The sequence below is a fragment of the uncultured Gemmiger sp. genome, from assembly GCA_944388105.1.
Classification (GTDB): Bacteria; Bacillota; Clostridia; order Oscillospirales; family Ruminococcaceae; genus Gemmiger.
In genome coordinates, this window is the sequence record CALXHN010000003.1 from 15,165 (window position 1) to 29,867 (window position 14,703).

Genomic DNA, 14,703 nt, shown 5'->3' on the forward strand with positions numbered 1-14,703 from the left:
CCTTTCGTCCTTCATTCCTCTATCTCATACAGGGATACCGTACACCGAAAGATGCCGCTGCCCGACAGAGCAGCGGCATGTTCTTTCTCTTACTGGTCATTCATGTGACGGCGGTTACGCACACCCACATTTTCCAGTTCTTCCGGCTCCATTACGATCTGATACAATGCCTCATACGAGCCAATCGTATATTTGGGCTCGATCCCCGTTTGATTTTCCGCACCGGTGAAATTTACCCAACAGGTGTCCAAGCCGGCATTTTTTCCGCCCCGGATGTCGGCCAGCAAATCATCCCCCACAACAAGGACCCTGGACCTGTTGGTGATACCCAGATCACGCAAAGCCGCTTCGTAGATTTTGGGGTTCGGCTTTGTGGCACCCACTTTTTCAGAGATATAGATGCCATCCATAAACTGCTCGAGTCCAGAAGCATCAATACGGGATTTCTGAACTTTGTATGCACCGTTGGAGACAATGGCCAGAGTAGCCACCTCAGCCAATTCATTCAGAGCCGACAACGCGCCGGGAATCAGATCAGCATGATTGGCCAGCTGATCCTCATAAAAGTCATTCATTTCCCGACCTTTGCCATTATCAGGCAAATCCATGGCTTTCAGGTACTGGCCAAACCGAATGGCAAACAGCTTGTTTTTTGTCAGCTCCCCTTTTGCCAGCCGGTCCCACAGCTGACGATTAACCTGGTGGTAAACATCCAGCGCAGCTTCATCATGGGGCAGCTCATAGTGCGTCAAGGTATCGGTCAAAGCCTGCCGCTCGGCAGCATCAAAATCCAGCAGTGTATTATCTGCATCCAATAACAAACAAGTATAATAGGCCATATAGTTGCTCCTGTTATTTGCCCGTTTCCGGCATATCGGAAATACAATCCGTCTCTTGTACCGCTTCTGCCAGCGGCCAATCCAGATCGTAGTTTTCGACTGAACCGTCCGTCACATCTTCGAACCCAAGCTGCGGCACAAACAACTCTTCACATGCATTCATAAGACAGCACCTCCGCTTTCATTGTATGCAGAAAGCGGCAGAGCGGTCAAAGTGCCGGCCGTCCGACTTATTGGCTTTCCGAGCCGGAAGCGGCGGGAGAGGGTGTCGGCGCTTCAGTAACGGTTAATTTGAACTCCGCGGTTTTTCCGTTATTGGTTGCGCGGATCGTATATTCACCCACGCCATTGGCCGTGAACTGTGCTGTATTACCGGTGGCGGACCAGTCCGGCTTCTGGGGACAAGACCATGTGATATCACCGGATTGGTTTTCTACGGTAGCGGTGAAGGTGGTTGAACTTCCTGCCGGCATGCTGGACACACCCGTAATGGACACTTTGGTCGGTGCATCGGCGACGGTGACCGTCACCTCGTTGGAGGCATATACGCCATCGATCTCCACCCCGGCCTTCACTGTATAGGTACCGGTGGCAGTGGGTTTGAATTCAAAACTGTAACCGTTGCGCATCAGGTCGCCGTTCACTGCCCACTGGACATTGTCGGCACTGGCTGCCGCATCATTGACTACCAGCGAGGCATGGAAGGTGACGCTGTCCCCCAGATTCATATTGCGGTTGCCTTCATCGATGGTCAACGTAACCGTGGTTTTCTGATTGAACATGGCCGTGACAGAAATATCCTGTGTGACCTTTTTGACCCACTTGGTGTTTTTGATTCCGTCACTCCATCCGAAGAAGGTATATCCGTCAGACGGTACAGCTTCAACAGAAACGGTCTCGCCATCCGGTACCTCAAATTCCAGTTTGGTCACACCTGTCTGCCCGTTTCCGTTCAGCGTGCCCTTGCCTTCTTCGATTTCAAACGTTACTTTGTGCACAGAAGGAGTTGCGGTGGGCGTTGCCGTCGGTGCGCTGCTGGAAGACTGGGATGCAGATTCCGCACGGGTTGGAATATCATTGGTATCGGGACGGCGGTCATCCGAATCATAGGCATGGGAGGTAATATAATTCACCAATTCCTTTGCCCCGTTGGTGGTAAAGGATTTGCCGCTGATAAAGTTGCTGTCAGCAAATCCGTTTTCCGCTTTCAGTGCTTCGGAGCTGTTGAGGAATTTATAGCCGGCGTCGTTGCACATGGAAGCAAGCGCCTGGTTGTACTGGTCGATCAGAAGCTGATTGGCCGCTGCGTTCTCCGAGTCTTCGGTCACAGGCGGAATCGCATTGACAATAATGTCACAATATGAGTAGGCAGTGGAAAAGCCTTCCAGCATATGCTTATAATCCTGCACAAAAGCCTCCGCTGTCAGTCCGGAGGACAAATCATTAGAACCGAGGGTGACCACAATCCGGCGAGGCTTCATCTTTGCAAGTGCCTGGGGGATGGTATAGGAGTTGGAATCGCCCTCAAAATAGACGCAATATTCCTGCAGAGCCTTACTGACAGAAAGTCCTTCCTTGCCCAGATACTGATTTAGTGTGATCTGTCCGGAACTCTTGAGAGATGCCGTATAGTCATCCCCCACATAAATCACAGTGGAGGCATAGGAAGAATCGGAAGAAGTTCCCTCCTTCAGGACAGCATCCAAAGAAGTATCCACGGGATACAGGCTGCTGTCATAATCAGTTTTGCTACCCTTGCCGGCTCCAAGCATGCCGGGAACGATCCAGGCACAAACAAAAGTGATGATAACAGCCAGTACACACAGCACCAGCACAAGGCAGGCTCGGCGCTGGATGGGGCTGAAAGAAGCCCCGCGGAAACCGTTGCGGCTCATATGGAAAGATACCTCCGTTCCTAGTGTTGCGGTGAAATCTTTTAATTGTTCAGGATATACTGTGTCAGCTGCTCACTGTCAGTCGCCAAAAAGACCGGCTCCCATGCAGTCAGCTCTTCCAGGCTGCCATACCCGTACAGAACCCCCGCAGCGGGAATCCCGCAGTCAGCGGCGCCCTGCATATCATCCTGACGATCACCCACCATCAGAATTCTTTTTCCTGTGAGGCGAGGGTCCGCCAGAACCGTGCGAATCACGGCGGTCTTGGTATCAACGCTTTTGTCCAGACTGGCGCCGCCTATGCGGTCAAAATAGCCGGCAAGCCCCTGTTCTTCCAGGATAGGCGTCACAACGGCCGTTGGTTTGGAAGTGGCTGTCGCCAGGAACAGCCCCGCTTCCCGAAGTGTGCGAAGCATATCCACCACTCCGGGAAAAGGTGCACACATATGCATGCCGTGCTGCGCATATCGGGACCGATAGAACTGAACGGCACGCTCCACATCCGCATCATCCGAAAAATGCTCCGCAAAACTTTGCCGTAAAGGCGGTCCCAAATAGCGTCCCAGATCCATAGAGGACGGGTCAAGCCCCATCATGCGAAACGCATAGGCAAACGTATCCAATATTCCAGGACGGGAGTGCAGCAACGTGCCGTCCACATCAAACAGAACAGCATCATAAAACAGCATCTGCGTTCCTCCCTTGGTTTGGGTTCCGGTAAGCGTACCACCGCACTATAACAGTGAAACATATTATAGCACAAAATGACAGATTTGAAAATCACTTCCTGTCAATTTGATATCCTTTTGTGAAAAATCCCTTTCACCACAAAAAAGAACGCCGGCAATGCTGCCGACGTTCCCGGGAATTGCTCAGGAAAGAAGCATTCTGTCATTGGCACCATCGCCGCTGAGCTGCTCAAAGCGTGCCAGAAGATCGGATACCTGGAGCGACTGTTTCTCCGCTCCGCGCACATCATAAATGATGCGTCCTTCATGCATCATAATCAGGCGGTTGCCGTACTTTATGGCATCCCGCATATTGTGAGTGATCATCAAGGTGGTCAGCTGATTCTGCTGGACGATTTTCTCGGACAGTTCCAGCACTTTGGCGGCGGTTTTGGGGTCCAGCGCGGCCGTATGCTCATCCAGCAACAGCAGACGCGGATTCTTCAGCGTTGCCATCAGCAAGGTGATGGCCTGCCGCTGGCCGCCAGACAAAAGGCCAACCTTGCTGGTCATACGATCTTCCAGACCAAGGCCCAATATCTTCAGTCGTTCACGGTACATTTCCCGTTCCTGACGGGTGATGCCCACTTTCAACGTGCGGGCGTTGCCGCGGCGGGCAGCCAGGGCCAGATTTTCTTCAATCTCCATCGTTCCGGCCGTTCCCATCATGGGATCCTGGAACACACGGCCGATATAGCGGGCACGTTTGTGTTCCGGCAAGCGGGTGATGTCTTTGCCATCAATGAGAATCTTGCCCATATCAATCGGCCATACGCCAGCAATGGCGTTGAGCATGGTGGATTTGCCGGCACCGTTGCCGCCGATGACCGTCACAAAATCGCCGTCTTCCAGTTTCAGTTCCAGACCGTTCAAGGCCACCTTTTCGTTGACTGTGCCAACATTGAAGGTTTTATGGACGTTTTTCAGTTCAAGCATTGTCGGCGCCTCCCTTGCGGACATTCACCTTGGTGAAGTATTTGGCCTTCCAATACGGAATGGCCAGGAAAACAGCCACCACGATGGCGCTGAGCATCTTCAGCAGGTCGGTGTCGATGCGGAACCAGATACAGATCTGCATGACCAGATAATATACAATGCTGCCGATGGCCACACTGAGCAGTTTCAGTGCAAAGTTACGGAATACTTTGCCGAACAGTGTTTCCCCGATGACCACAGCTGCCAGACCGATGACAATAGCGCCGCGTCCCATGGACACATCTGCGAATCCCTGGTACTGGCACAGCAGTGCGCCGGAGAATGCCACCAGACCGTTGGAAAGCATGAGCCCCAGTACGATATTGAAGTTGGTATTGATCCCCTGCGCGCGGGCCATATTGCCATTGCAGCCTGTAGCGCGAATGGAACAGCCCAGTTCAGTTCCGAAGAACCAGTACAGAACAGCAATCAGCAGCACAACGATCAGGGCGACAACTACGATGGTATTCTGCCAGAAAGGTACCCCCTTGACAAAGCGCAGAGAAATCAGCAGATCATATTTATCCACGTTGATGGCCTGGTTGGCTTTGCCCATGACTTTCAGATTGACTGTATACAGGGAAAGCTGGGTCAGAATACCGGCAAGAATGGCAGGAATTCCCATCAGGGTATGGAACAGGCCCGTCACCAATCCGGCCAGAATTCCGGCAATAAAGGCCAGCAACATGGCAGTCCAGACGTTCATTCCGGCCAGCATGCACATGATGCAGACAGCGCCGCCCAGACCCAGAGTACCGTCGACAGTCAGGTCGGCTACGTCCAGGATCCGGAAAGTAATGTAAACGCCGATGGCCATGATCGCCCAGATCAATCCCTGCGAGAAGGCACCGGGCATGGCATTGAACAAAGTTGTGATATCCACGGGAACAATCCTCTCTTTGAAAGCAGTTTTATTCACAGCAAAAAGCCACGAAAAACGGTTTTCCCATTTCCGTGGCTTTCTGCCGCTGTTCAGTGCAGAACGCTTGGTTTATTATTCTTCGATGGCGACATAATCGTCAGGAATCGTAATTCCCAGCGCTTCGGCATTTGCCGGATTATACTTCTTGGTGAACTGCGGAGCGTATTCGATGGGCATCTCCTCGACCTTGCTCTCGCCGGTCAGGATCTTAACTGCCATCTTACCGGTGGCTACGCCCAGATCATAATAGCTGATAGACAAGGTAGCAACGCCGCAGCCGGAGCAGATTCCCTCTTCACCCGCAACCACGGGGACCTTGCCGTAGCAGATGTTGTTGATCAGTTCGGTGTTGTTGGCGGCTGTATTGTCGGTGGGAACGTAGATTACATCGCTGGCATCGGCTGCACTCTGGCAAACCGTAGACAGATCGTTGGAGTCGCTGAAAGCGTAATATTCACAGATATACCCCATCGCTTCCAGATCGGCCTTGACAGTGTCTACCTGATACTGGCTGTTGGCTTCTGCGCTGCAATACAGAAGGCCTACGGTCTTGGCATCCGGGAAGAGTTCCTGAATCATAGCTGCCTGCTCATCCAGAGGCGCCAGATCGCTGGTACCGGAAATGTTGGTGCCAACCAGACCGTCAAAGTCGTCAATGCCCAGTGCCACACCATATTCCGTAACAGAAGTTCCCAGCACCGGAATCGTATCTGTGCCAGCCTGTGCCGCCTGCAGCGCGGGCGTAGCGTTTGCCAGAATCAAATCCACATCAGATGCTACAAAACCGGTAATGATGGTGGCACAGGTGTTGGTGTCATTCTGTGCATTCTGCTCGTCAAAGGTGACGGCGTCTTCGCCAAGCGCTTCCACGATAGCATCCTTAAAGCCCTGGGTTGCGGCATCCAGCGCATCATGCTGCACCAGCTGGCAGATACCAATAGTATACTTGGCACCTTCTGCAGCGGTCTCAGCACTTTGTGTTGCAGATGTTTCAGACGTTGTAGATGCGTCAGCCTGACTGCTGCCGCCGGAAGTGCAGCCAGCCATGGAAAGAACCATGCAGCCGGCCGTAATGAGGGAAATCATACGCTTTTTCATCTTGCTTCCTCCTGCTTTCCTCACGTCGCAAAGAGTGAACTCGCACATCTCTTTTGCGATTTAATGCTTTAAAGTATATCACAGCTTTCAGCAACTGGCAATATACAATTTATCAAACAACCATTCAGATTTCTGCTGCTGAATTTGTGCATTCTGCACATTTTTGGAAAGAAAAAGCAAAACATGTCCTTTGAAAATCCCTTATTTTGACTCCGTAGCGTCCTGTTTTTCCAGCAATTTTTGATAGGAAACGTCCATTCCCATGGCTCCCAAAGGAGCCGTGATCAAGATCGCCACAACCGCCACAGACAAGACAATCTGCCCGCAGGGCAATCCCAGTGCAAGCGGAACGGAACCGATGGCAGCCTGCACTGTCGCCTTCGGCATGTATGCAATCATACAGAACAGCCGTTCCTTTCGATTCAGACGCGTGCCCAAACAAGCACAGAAACACGCCAAAAGCACGAAAGACGAGGGCAACTGCAATCATTGCTACGGAGGCAATACCTGCCGCTACGGTATAACGAACATCCACCGCCGCTCCCACCATAACGAACAGGATAACTTCCGCCGCCAGCCAGAGCTTACCAAATTTTCCCGACAATCGTTTCGAGACAAAGGCCGTGCTTTTCAATTTCAGCGCACAAGCCATGGATACAACGGCCAGCAATCCGGACACAGGAATATACGGCTTCAGCCAGGTTTCCAAAGCGACTAACAGGAAGCAAACGCCCAGTACCACAATAACCTTCATACTGTTGCGTACATAATGACGGCGGGCATAGGCGGTTTCAAAGAAAAACGACAGACCAATACCCACAACCGCACCTATAAGAACGCCCAACGCAATGGAAACAGGGATCTTGGCAAAGTCCTGCCAATGGGCGCTCCCTCCCTGTGCCATCCCCACAAAGGTGGAAAAAAGCACAATCACATAGATATCATCGCAGGAAGCACCTGCCATAATCATTTGAGGAATCCCCTTTTCAGTTCCCCAGTGCCGATCCATCAGCTGCACCATCCGTGGGACAACCACCGCGGGAGAAACTGCCGCCAGTACCGCGCCCATGACAGCCCCTTCAATGCGAGTAACGCCCAGGATGGCCGGAGCCAGCAGGACAAAAGCCAGGAGTTCACATGTGGCGGGAACGCAGGACATCATGACGGCAGGGCGCCCCACTTTTTTCAGATCGGAAAGATTCAGAGACAATCCTGCTTTGAGCAGGATAATGACCAATGCCATCTGGCGCAGGTCCGCAGACGCCTGGAGAGTCAGGGGATCCAACAAATTCAGTGCATACGGACCCAGTACAATGCCAGTCAGCAGCATACCGATGATGCGGGGCAGATGTATAGTCCGGCACAAGGCTGCTGCAGAGAGCCCGACAAGAAAAATCAAAGCCAGAGATGTAAGCATAGAGAAATCCTCCTTGAAAATGGACGCAAAAAAAGGCTGACACCTTCTGCGTCGGAATTGAACACAGAAGTCATCAGCCTTTTCAGCGGTTCGGGTAACCCCGGGGAGAACTTCATTCCCCTTGCTTCTTCATGGACAGGTGTCAGGCAAATCGAGATGCCTCCGCCCGGGCCATGCGCATGATAAAATCCTCGCGGGATACGCTGGCACGCAGCTCCTTCACCAGATTGGTGTCTGACAGCAGATTGACCAGGCGTGCCAGAATCAACAGGTGCTCTGCCTGTGCCTGGGTCGGTACAGCGATCATAAAAATCAGGTCAACCGGACGGTTGTCCGGAGCCCCCCAATCCACCCCACGGCGCAATGTCAGGGCAGCTACTCCTGGAGCCGCCACACCGGCGTTGCAGGCATGAGGGAGGGCTATGCCATCCCCAATGCCGGTACTTCCGCCGGCAGCTTCCCGCTCACACACCGCATTGTAATAGGCCGTTCCGTTGGTAATGACACCATTGGATTCCTGGAGCTCTACCAACACACCCAAGGCGTCCGCTGCATCCTGTATGTCTGCATGCAGCAGAACACTGTCCCGATTCAATAGGTCACTTACACGCATGGCGGACACACACCTTTCCGGATCGATCAATAGGTCGTTGCCTGCTCAATCAATTTGTACAGAAACTCGCCTACCGCGCCTTCTGTACAGGTGCAGGTAGTCACTTCATTGGCGGCAGCTTTCACTTCTGCCGGCGCGTTGGCAACCGCCACAGAATAGCCCGCCTGCTGCATCATTTCCAGATCATTGTAATAATCTCCGATGACCAATGTGTTCTGGATTTGCTCGCCCAGCAAGGTACACATATCCCGCAGGCCGGATGCCTTTCCTATGCCGGAAGGCATGATTTCCAGGTAGATACTGTTGGTGGCCAGGAAATAATTTTCACGTCCATAGTAACGTGTTTTGGCATACTGCCCTACTTTGCGGATGGTTTCCGGATCTGCGGCAAACACCACTTTGACCCAACCATCCGGCACACTGTCTACCGGACATGCCACTCCGGACAATTTTTCATCTACCTGATGAGCATGGGTATATGTATTGGCCCGGATGACATACATCTCCCCTGCACCGGCCATCACTTCCACACCAATCTGAGGGAACTTTTGCATGATATCCAGGATAGCAGCTGTTGCTTGGGACCGTTCCAGCGTAGCATGGCGCAATACACGGTTGGAAGAAAAATCATAGAGCAGAGCCCCATTGCAGGAAATAGCCGGCAATGACAACCGGATATCTCCCAATGCGGCCCGAATGGATTCCGGCGGACGGCCGGAGGCCACCGTAAAACGACCACCCATCTGGATGAACAAACGGATAACGGTGCGATTGCATTCAGGAATTCCTTCCTTCGCCGTCAGCAGTGTGTTGTCCATATCGCAAAAAACCAGATAGTCATGCAGGTTCCGTTTCATCTACGATGTTCCTTTCTCAGACGCATCAGATAGTCTTGGAAATACGTCGGCAATTCGCTGTTAAAGCAAAGTTTTTCTCCGGTAATGGGATGTACAAAGCCCAGTTCTTTGGCGTGCAGACACTGCCCGTTCAGGAAGCGCAATACCGTCCGGGGACCATAGACCGCATCCCCGGCCAAAGGGTGCCCGATGGATGCCATATGTACCCGTATCTGATGGGTACGTCCCGTTTCCAGCTTGCAGGCGATATAGGTAAAATTTCCGAAACGCTCCAACACCGTCCAATGGGTGCGGGCAGGTTTGGAATTCAGCTGTGTTACCGCCATTTTTTTCCGATCTTTTGGGTCTCGACCGATAGGTGCATCCACCGTGCCGGCGTCTTCTTTCAGGTTGCCATACACAACAGCGTGATACACCCGGTGGATATCGTGGACAGCCATCTGAGCACTCAATCCCTGATGGGTGGCATCATCCTTTGCCACGACCAGCAGCCCGCTGGTATCTTTGTCAATACGGTGGACAATGCCGGGACGAATTGCACCGCCAATGCCGGAAAGACCACCCGCACAATGGTAAAGCAGAGCGTTCACCAATGTGCCGTCCGGATTTCCGGGTGCCGGGTGGACCACCATCCCTTTGGGCTTGTTAACGACCAAAAGATGTTCATCTTCATACACAATGTCCAGAGGAATCGGCTGGGGGACGGCTTCAATGGGCTGGGGGTCTGGCAGCGTCAACTGTACCGTGTCGCCGGCTGCTACCTTATCTTTTTTGTTGACCGCAACGCCGTTACGCAGCACCATCCCCTGTTCCATCAGTGCCTGTAGGGCGCTGCGTGAAACATCAGCACAACATCCGGACAGCCAACGGTCCATTCTTTGTCCGGCATCCTGCGGTCCGGCTACAAACTCAAGCGTCTGCATCGGTATGATTTTCATGAACGGACGTGGCGGAACCGGAGCGGTGTTCCCGGCGCATGTCCAGCAACAAGGACAGAATCAGCAGCCCCACACCGGTGCATACGCAGATATCGGCAAAATTGAACACAGGAAATTCCATAAATTGGAAATTCAAATAGTCAACCACCACACCGGTACGCACACGATCGATCAGGTTACCCAGGCCGCCTCCCAAAATCAGCATCCAGGTGATGCGATCCAGACGGGGCATAGGACGCGCAATCAAAACCACAATCACCGCAAGCAGAACAAGGCTGGTCACGCCGATCAGCAGCCAACGGCGTCCACTGAGCATGGAAAAGGCCATCCCATCATTCAGTACATACTGCAGCTCAATAAGCCCCGGAATCAGCGGAGCCTGTCCCACAGGGAGAAGATACGTCGTGGCGCAAATTTTCAGCAGCTGATCCAGTGCTGCCAAGGCCAGACCGCCAATTACAAAGAAAATGCCATACAGCATAGGAAAATTACCTTTCGTCATGCCGCAAAAGGCGGTGCTTTCCATCAGATGCAAAGCACCGCCCACGAGGCATTGTTTCTTGCCCGGGTGCCGAAAATCGGAAACTCAGGCGCGGTTCAGGACGGAAGCGCAGCGCGGGCACAAGCCATCCTCGTTTACAGCATCGTCAAATTTCCAGCAGCGCAGGCACTTGTTGCCAGCGGCATGAGCGGCACTGACACCCAGGCCGTCCACAGCACCCTTGGCGCCGCCTTCGCCCTTTTCCAGCTTAACCTGGGAAACGATCATCAGGTCAGCCAGTTCATCCATGGGGATAACGTTGAGGAAGTCATACATCTCATCACTGCAGTACAGCGTCACAGAGGCTTCCAGAGAAGAGCCGATCACCTTATCAGCGCGAGCCTGTTCCAGAACCTTCTTGACATCGTCACGCACAGCCATGATGCGTTCCCACTTGGAGGTAAATGCTTCATCAGCAGCCGGCTGCGGCTCGGGCATCCGCTCGAACACCACATACTCTTTCATGTCCGGCATCTTGGGGATGTAGCTCCAGATCTCCTGGCTGGTGAAGCAAAGGATGGGAGCCAGCAACTTGGTGAAGTCCACCAGGATGCGGTACAGTGCCGTCTGGGCGCAGCGGCGGGCATGGTCGTCAGAACAGTACAGACGATCCTTGATCACGTCCATATAGAAGTTGGACATGTCAATGACACAGAAGTTATAGATGGCATGGTAGGCGCGGGAGAAGTCGTACTCGTCATACGCGGCACGCATGGTGCGGGTCAGCTCGGCCACCGCTTCCAGAGCCCAGCGATCAATCTCGAACAGCTGGTCCTCGGCCACCATATCCTTGACGGGTTCAAAGTCGCCCAGGTTGCCCAGCATGAAACGGGCTGTGTTGCGCATCTTGCGGTAGGCTTCGGACAGCTGCTTGAAGATCTCCTTGCCGGCACGAACGTCCACAGTGTAATCGCTGGAAGCGACCCACAGACGAATGATATCGGCACCATAGTCCCGGATGATCTCGGAGGGTTCCATGCCGTTGCCGGCAGACTTGTGCATCTGCTTGCCCTGGGCATCCACGACCCAGCCGTGGCACAGGACGCCCTTGTACGGAGCAATCCCCTCCGTGGCAACACTGGTCAGCAGGCTGGACTGGAACCAGCCACGGAACTGGTCAGCGCCTTCCATATACAGATCCACGGGCCAACGCAGTTCCTTGCGCTCACGGCAGACAGCACTCCAGGTGGAGCCGGAATCGAACCAGACATCCATGATGTCGGAGTCCTTCTCCCAATCAGAAGCACCGCATTCACAGGTCTCGCCCTTGGGCATGATATCGTTGGCGTCGTACTTGTACCAAGCGTCACTGCCTTCCTTGCGGAACAGGTCGGAAACCGCCTTGATGGAGGTCTCGGTGATGTGATACTTGCCGCACTTCTTGCAGTAGAAAGCCGGGATGGGCACGCCCCACACGCGTTGACGAGAGATACACCAGTCACTGCGGTCACGGACCATACCGGTCATGCGGTCATGCCCCCAGGCGGGCTGCCACTTGACATTGTCGATAGCCTTATAGACGTCATCCTTGAAAGCATCAATGGAGCAGAACCACTGCTCGGTAGCGCGGTAGATGATGGGATGATGGCAGCGCCAGCAATGGGGATACTGGTGCACAATGTGCTCCACACCCATGAGGTGGCCGCTTTCCCGAATATGTTCCAGAATGACCTTGTTGGCGGTCCAGACCTTCAGACCAGCAAACTCCTTGCCCGCCTCTTCGGTCAGACAGCCGGCTGCGTCCACCGGCATGACGATGGGCAGCTGGGGATAATGTCCCACGCAGGCATCAAAGTCCTCGGCGCCGTGGCCGGGAGCGGTATGGACACAGCCAGTGCCGCTGTCCAGCGTAACATGGTTGCCCAGGATGACCAGTCCGGTGCGATCCAGGAAGGGATGCTTGTACTCCATCATTTCCAGATCGCGGCCAGGGATGCGGACATCCAGAACGGTGTAATCCTCGATGCTGCAGGCCTTCATGGTGGATTCCACGCGCTCGGCGGCCATGATATGATAATCCTCGCCAATCTTGACGAAGGTATAGTCAAAATCAGGATGCAGACAGGTGGCCACGTTGGCGGGCAGAGTCCAGGTAGTGGTCGTCCAGATTACGATCCAGGCCTTGTCCAGCGGCACACCGGCCTTGGCCAAAACGCCGTTGGGGTCGCCGGTCAGCTTGAAACGGACGTACAGAGAATCGCACTCATCCTCGCCGTACTCGATCTCGGCTTCGGCCAGGGCAGTCTGGTCCTCAGGGCACCAGTAGACAACCCGCTTTCCCTTGTAGATGTACCCTTTCTGAGCCATCTTGCCGAAAATTTCCACCTGGCGGGCTTCAAATTCCGGACGCAGAGTCAGATAGGGATTTTCGAAGTCGCCCTGCACGCCCAGACGTTTGAACTGACTGTTCATCACGTCGATGTGCTCGGTGGCGAACTCGCGGCAGATATGGCGCAGTTCCAGCTTGGAGATGCCGGCTTTCTTGTCGCCCAGAGAACCCAGAGCCTTCAGCTCGATGGGCAGGCCATGGGTATCATAGCCAGGAATGTACGGCGCCCGGAATCCGGCCATATTCTTGTAGCGGATGATGATATCCTTGATGATCTTGTTCAGAGCCGTACCCATATGAATACTGCCGTTGGCATACGGAGGGCCATCGTGCAGGATGAAATCCGGACAGCCCTCATTATTCTTGATCATCTGCTCATAGACATGGTTTTTCTCCCAGTCTTCCAGCATTTTGGGTTCTTTTTTCGGCAGGCCGGCCCGCATCTCAAACGGGGTAGCCATCTTGTGGATGGTATCGTTGTAATTTTGCGCCAAGGTCTCCAACTCCCTCTATGTTTGTTTATTAAATTGACCGCAAAACCGCGGCAGCCTTAGCGGCCGCCGCGAATTTTATGCGGGGTCAGTCGTTATAGTCCACGCCCTGGAAAGAGTCAAATGCAGCAGGCAGGGTATCCCCCTTGGGCTGCTTGGTTGCTTTGGGTTTCCGGGTGGTGGTTTTCTTGCCGGCACTACGGCCACGGGATGCTTTTTTAGGCTGTTCAGGCGGAATATCCGCATACAAACCGGAAGCATCCGGCAAATCATCCGCCGGCTGTGCCTCCTGGGAAGGATCATAATAGTTCTGTTCCGGTTCATCCGGCTTGGGGGCGATGGCAAATTCAACGGTGCTGATTTTGCCGCCCGATGCGGGATCAGCCGGTTCCGGATCATAGTATTCCGGTTCAGGCTGCTGATACACCGGTTCAGGTTGAGGTACGGGCTCCGGCTGAACGACGACGGGTTCCTCAACAGGCTCCTCCTGTACGGGCTGCGGCTGCGGTTCAGGTTCAGGTGCGGAGTAAGCAGCAGCTGCAGCCTGCGCTTTCTGTTCCGCTGCAGCTTCCTGTGCCAACTCTCCCGGGTATTCGGGAATCTTACTGAGCACCTCAATGTGTTCCCGATACATCCCCATCAAGGTTTTTTTGAAGCTGTCGGCCTCCTTTTTCAAGGTGATCAGCTCCTGCTTGGCCAGTTCCACCTCGTCACGAGCGTGCTGCTCACGATCTTCCGACTTGATATTGGCCGCACGGATGATCTCGGCCGCTTTCTGTTTGGCTTCCCGGATCACATTTTCGCCCAAACGCTGGGCGTTGATCATGGTTGTGCGAAGAGTATCTTCTTCGGCACGGTACTGGTCAATTCTCTGGGCCAGTACGACCAGCTTTTTCTGCAAATCCTCGTTCTCGGCGCTCAGCGCGTCGATACTGTCTGCCACTTGCTTGAGATAATCGTCCACATCCTCGCAGCGGTACCCACGCATTGCACGCTCAAAAGTCACGCGGCGGACATCCTCCGAAGCAATCATCCGTTACTCCTCCTGTTCGGGCAAAAG

General features: G+C 53.7%; 14 protein-coding genes and 1 riboswitch. All 14 genes read right to left on the reverse strand.

Going from position 1 to position 14,703, the window contains the following annotated elements; all coding sequences use genetic code 11:
* Positions 1 to 89: 89 nt before the first annotated feature.
* On the reverse strand, positions 90 to 839 hold the full coding sequence (locus Q0K17_RS00635) for a YjjG family noncanonical pyrimidine nucleotidase (RefSeq protein WP_294538570.1): 750 nt from the start codon (positions 837 to 839) through the stop codon (positions 90 to 92).
* 13 nt (positions 840 to 852) lie between these two features.
* Positions 853 to 1,002 carry a hypothetical protein gene (locus Q0K17_RS00640; protein ID WP_294538572.1) on the reverse strand — a complete coding sequence of 50 codons (150 nt, stop codon included), beginning with the start codon at positions 1,000 to 1,002 and terminating at the stop codon, positions 853 to 855.
* Positions 1,003 to 1,069: 67 nt separating this feature from the next.
* On the reverse strand, positions 1,070 to 2,734 hold the full coding sequence (locus tag Q0K17_RS00645; protein WP_294538575.1) for an SGNH/GDSL hydrolase family protein: 1,665 nt from the start codon (positions 2,732 to 2,734) through the stop codon (positions 1,070 to 1,072).
* Positions 2,735 to 2,775: 41 nt separating this feature from the next.
* Entirely contained in the window at positions 2,776 to 3,423 is a 648-nt protein-coding gene (locus Q0K17_RS00650; protein WP_294538578.1) for an HAD hydrolase-like protein, read from the reverse strand.
* Between the two features lie 183 nt (positions 3,424 to 3,606).
* The gene (locus Q0K17_RS00655) at positions 3,607 to 4,398 is read right to left on the reverse strand and encodes an ABC transporter ATP-binding protein (protein ID WP_294538580.1); all 792 of its coding nucleotides are present in this window, start codon (positions 4,396 to 4,398) and stop codon (positions 3,607 to 3,609) included.
* Positions 4,391 to 5,293: an ABC transporter permease gene (locus tag Q0K17_RS00660; protein WP_366776598.1), complete on the reverse strand. Its 903-nt coding sequence runs from the start codon at positions 5,291 to 5,293 to the stop codon at positions 4,391 to 4,393. Before Q0K17_RS00660 ends, Q0K17_RS00655 begins: the two co-directional genes overlap by 8 nt.
* A 138-nt stretch (positions 5,294 to 5,431) precedes the next feature.
* Positions 5,432 to 6,457 (reverse strand): ABC transporter substrate-binding protein, encoded by a 1,026-nt coding sequence (locus Q0K17_RS00665; RefSeq protein ID WP_294538584.1) that lies wholly within the window; start codon positions 6,455 to 6,457, stop codon positions 5,432 to 5,434.
* A gap of 124 nt (positions 6,458 to 6,581) precedes the next feature.
* Entirely contained in the window at positions 6,582 to 7,874 is a 1,293-nt protein-coding gene (locus Q0K17_RS00670) for a cation:proton antiporter (RefSeq protein ID WP_366776592.1), read from the reverse strand.
* Positions 7,875 to 7,931: 57 nt separating this feature from the next.
* A riboswitch (Fluoride riboswitch) is annotated at positions 7,932 to 8,003 on the reverse strand.
* 13 nt (positions 8,004 to 8,016) lie between these two features.
* Positions 8,017 to 8,487 carry a PTS sugar transporter subunit IIA gene (locus tag Q0K17_RS00675; RefSeq protein ID WP_294538586.1) on the reverse strand — a complete coding sequence of 157 codons (471 nt, stop codon included), beginning with the start codon at positions 8,485 to 8,487 and terminating at the stop codon, positions 8,017 to 8,019.
* A 26-nt stretch (positions 8,488 to 8,513) separates the two neighbouring features.
* Entirely contained in the window at positions 8,514 to 9,344 is an 831-nt protein-coding gene (locus Q0K17_RS00680; protein ID WP_294538589.1) for an HAD family hydrolase, read from the reverse strand.
* The gene (locus Q0K17_RS00685) at positions 9,341 to 10,267 is read right to left on the reverse strand and encodes an RluA family pseudouridine synthase (RefSeq protein ID WP_294538679.1); all 927 of its coding nucleotides are present in this window, start codon (positions 10,265 to 10,267) and stop codon (positions 9,341 to 9,343) included. Before Q0K17_RS00685 ends, Q0K17_RS00680 begins: the two co-directional genes overlap by 4 nt.
* Entirely contained in the window at positions 10,254 to 10,808 is a 555-nt protein-coding gene (lspA, locus tag Q0K17_RS00690) for a signal peptidase II (protein WP_294538592.1), read from the reverse strand. Before lspA ends, Q0K17_RS00685 begins: the two co-directional genes overlap by 14 nt.
* A 60-nt stretch (positions 10,809 to 10,868) precedes the next feature.
* Entirely contained in the window at positions 10,869 to 13,646 is a 2,778-nt protein-coding gene (gene ileS, locus Q0K17_RS00695; protein ID WP_294538595.1) for an isoleucine--tRNA ligase, read from the reverse strand.
* 85 nt (positions 13,647 to 13,731) lie between these two features.
* Positions 13,732 to 14,676: a DivIVA domain-containing protein gene (locus Q0K17_RS00700; protein ID WP_294538598.1), complete on the reverse strand. Its 945-nt coding sequence runs from the start codon at positions 14,674 to 14,676 to the stop codon at positions 13,732 to 13,734.
* Between the last annotated feature and the right edge of the window lie 27 nt (positions 14,677 to 14,703).

Coding starts and splice junctions, on each gene's coding strand:
- Q0K17_RS00635 (WP_294538570.1), bottom strand. CDS start 839: ATGGCCTATTATACTTGTTTGTTATTGGATGCAGATAATACACTGCTG.
- Q0K17_RS00640 (WP_294538572.1), bottom strand. CDS start 1,002: ATGAATGCATGTGAAGAGTTGTTTGTGCCGCAGCTTGGGTTCGAAGAT.
- Q0K17_RS00645 (WP_294538575.1), bottom strand. CDS start 2,734: ATGAGCCGCAACGGTTTCCGCGGGGCTTCTTTCAGCCCCATCCAGCGC.
- Q0K17_RS00650 (WP_294538578.1), bottom strand. CDS start 3,423: ATGCTGTTTTATGATGCTGTTCTGTTTGATGTGGACGGCACGTTGCTG.
- Q0K17_RS00655 (WP_294538580.1), bottom strand. CDS start 4,398: ATGCTTGAACTGAAAAACGTCCATAAAACCTTCAATGTTGGCACAGTC.
- Q0K17_RS00660 (WP_366776598.1), bottom strand. CDS start 5,293: ATGCCCGGTGCCTTCTCGCAGGGATTGATCTGGGCGATCATGGCCATC.
- Q0K17_RS00665 (WP_294538584.1), bottom strand. CDS start 6,457: ATGAAAAAGCGTATGATTTCCCTCATTACGGCCGGCTGCATGGTTCTT.
- Q0K17_RS00670 (WP_366776592.1), bottom strand. CDS start 7,874: ATGCTTACATCTCTGGCTTTGATTTTTCTTGTCGGGCTCTCTGCAGCA.
- Q0K17_RS00675 (WP_294538586.1), bottom strand. CDS start 8,487: ATGCGTGTAAGTGACCTATTGAATCGGGACAGTGTTCTGCTGCATGCA.
- Q0K17_RS00680 (WP_294538589.1), bottom strand. CDS start 9,344: ATGAAACGGAACCTGCATGACTATCTGGTTTTTTGCGATATGGACAAC.
- Q0K17_RS00685 (WP_294538679.1), bottom strand. CDS start 10,267: ATGCAGACGCTTGAGTTTGTAGCCGGACCGCAGGATGCCGGACAAAGA.
- lspA (WP_294538592.1), bottom strand. CDS start 10,808: ATGGAAAGCACCGCCTTTTGCGGCATGACGAAAGGTAATTTTCCTATG.
- Q0K17_RS00700 (WP_294538598.1), bottom strand. CDS start 14,676: ATGATTGCTTCGGAGGATGTCCGCCGCGTGACTTTTGAGCGTGCAATG.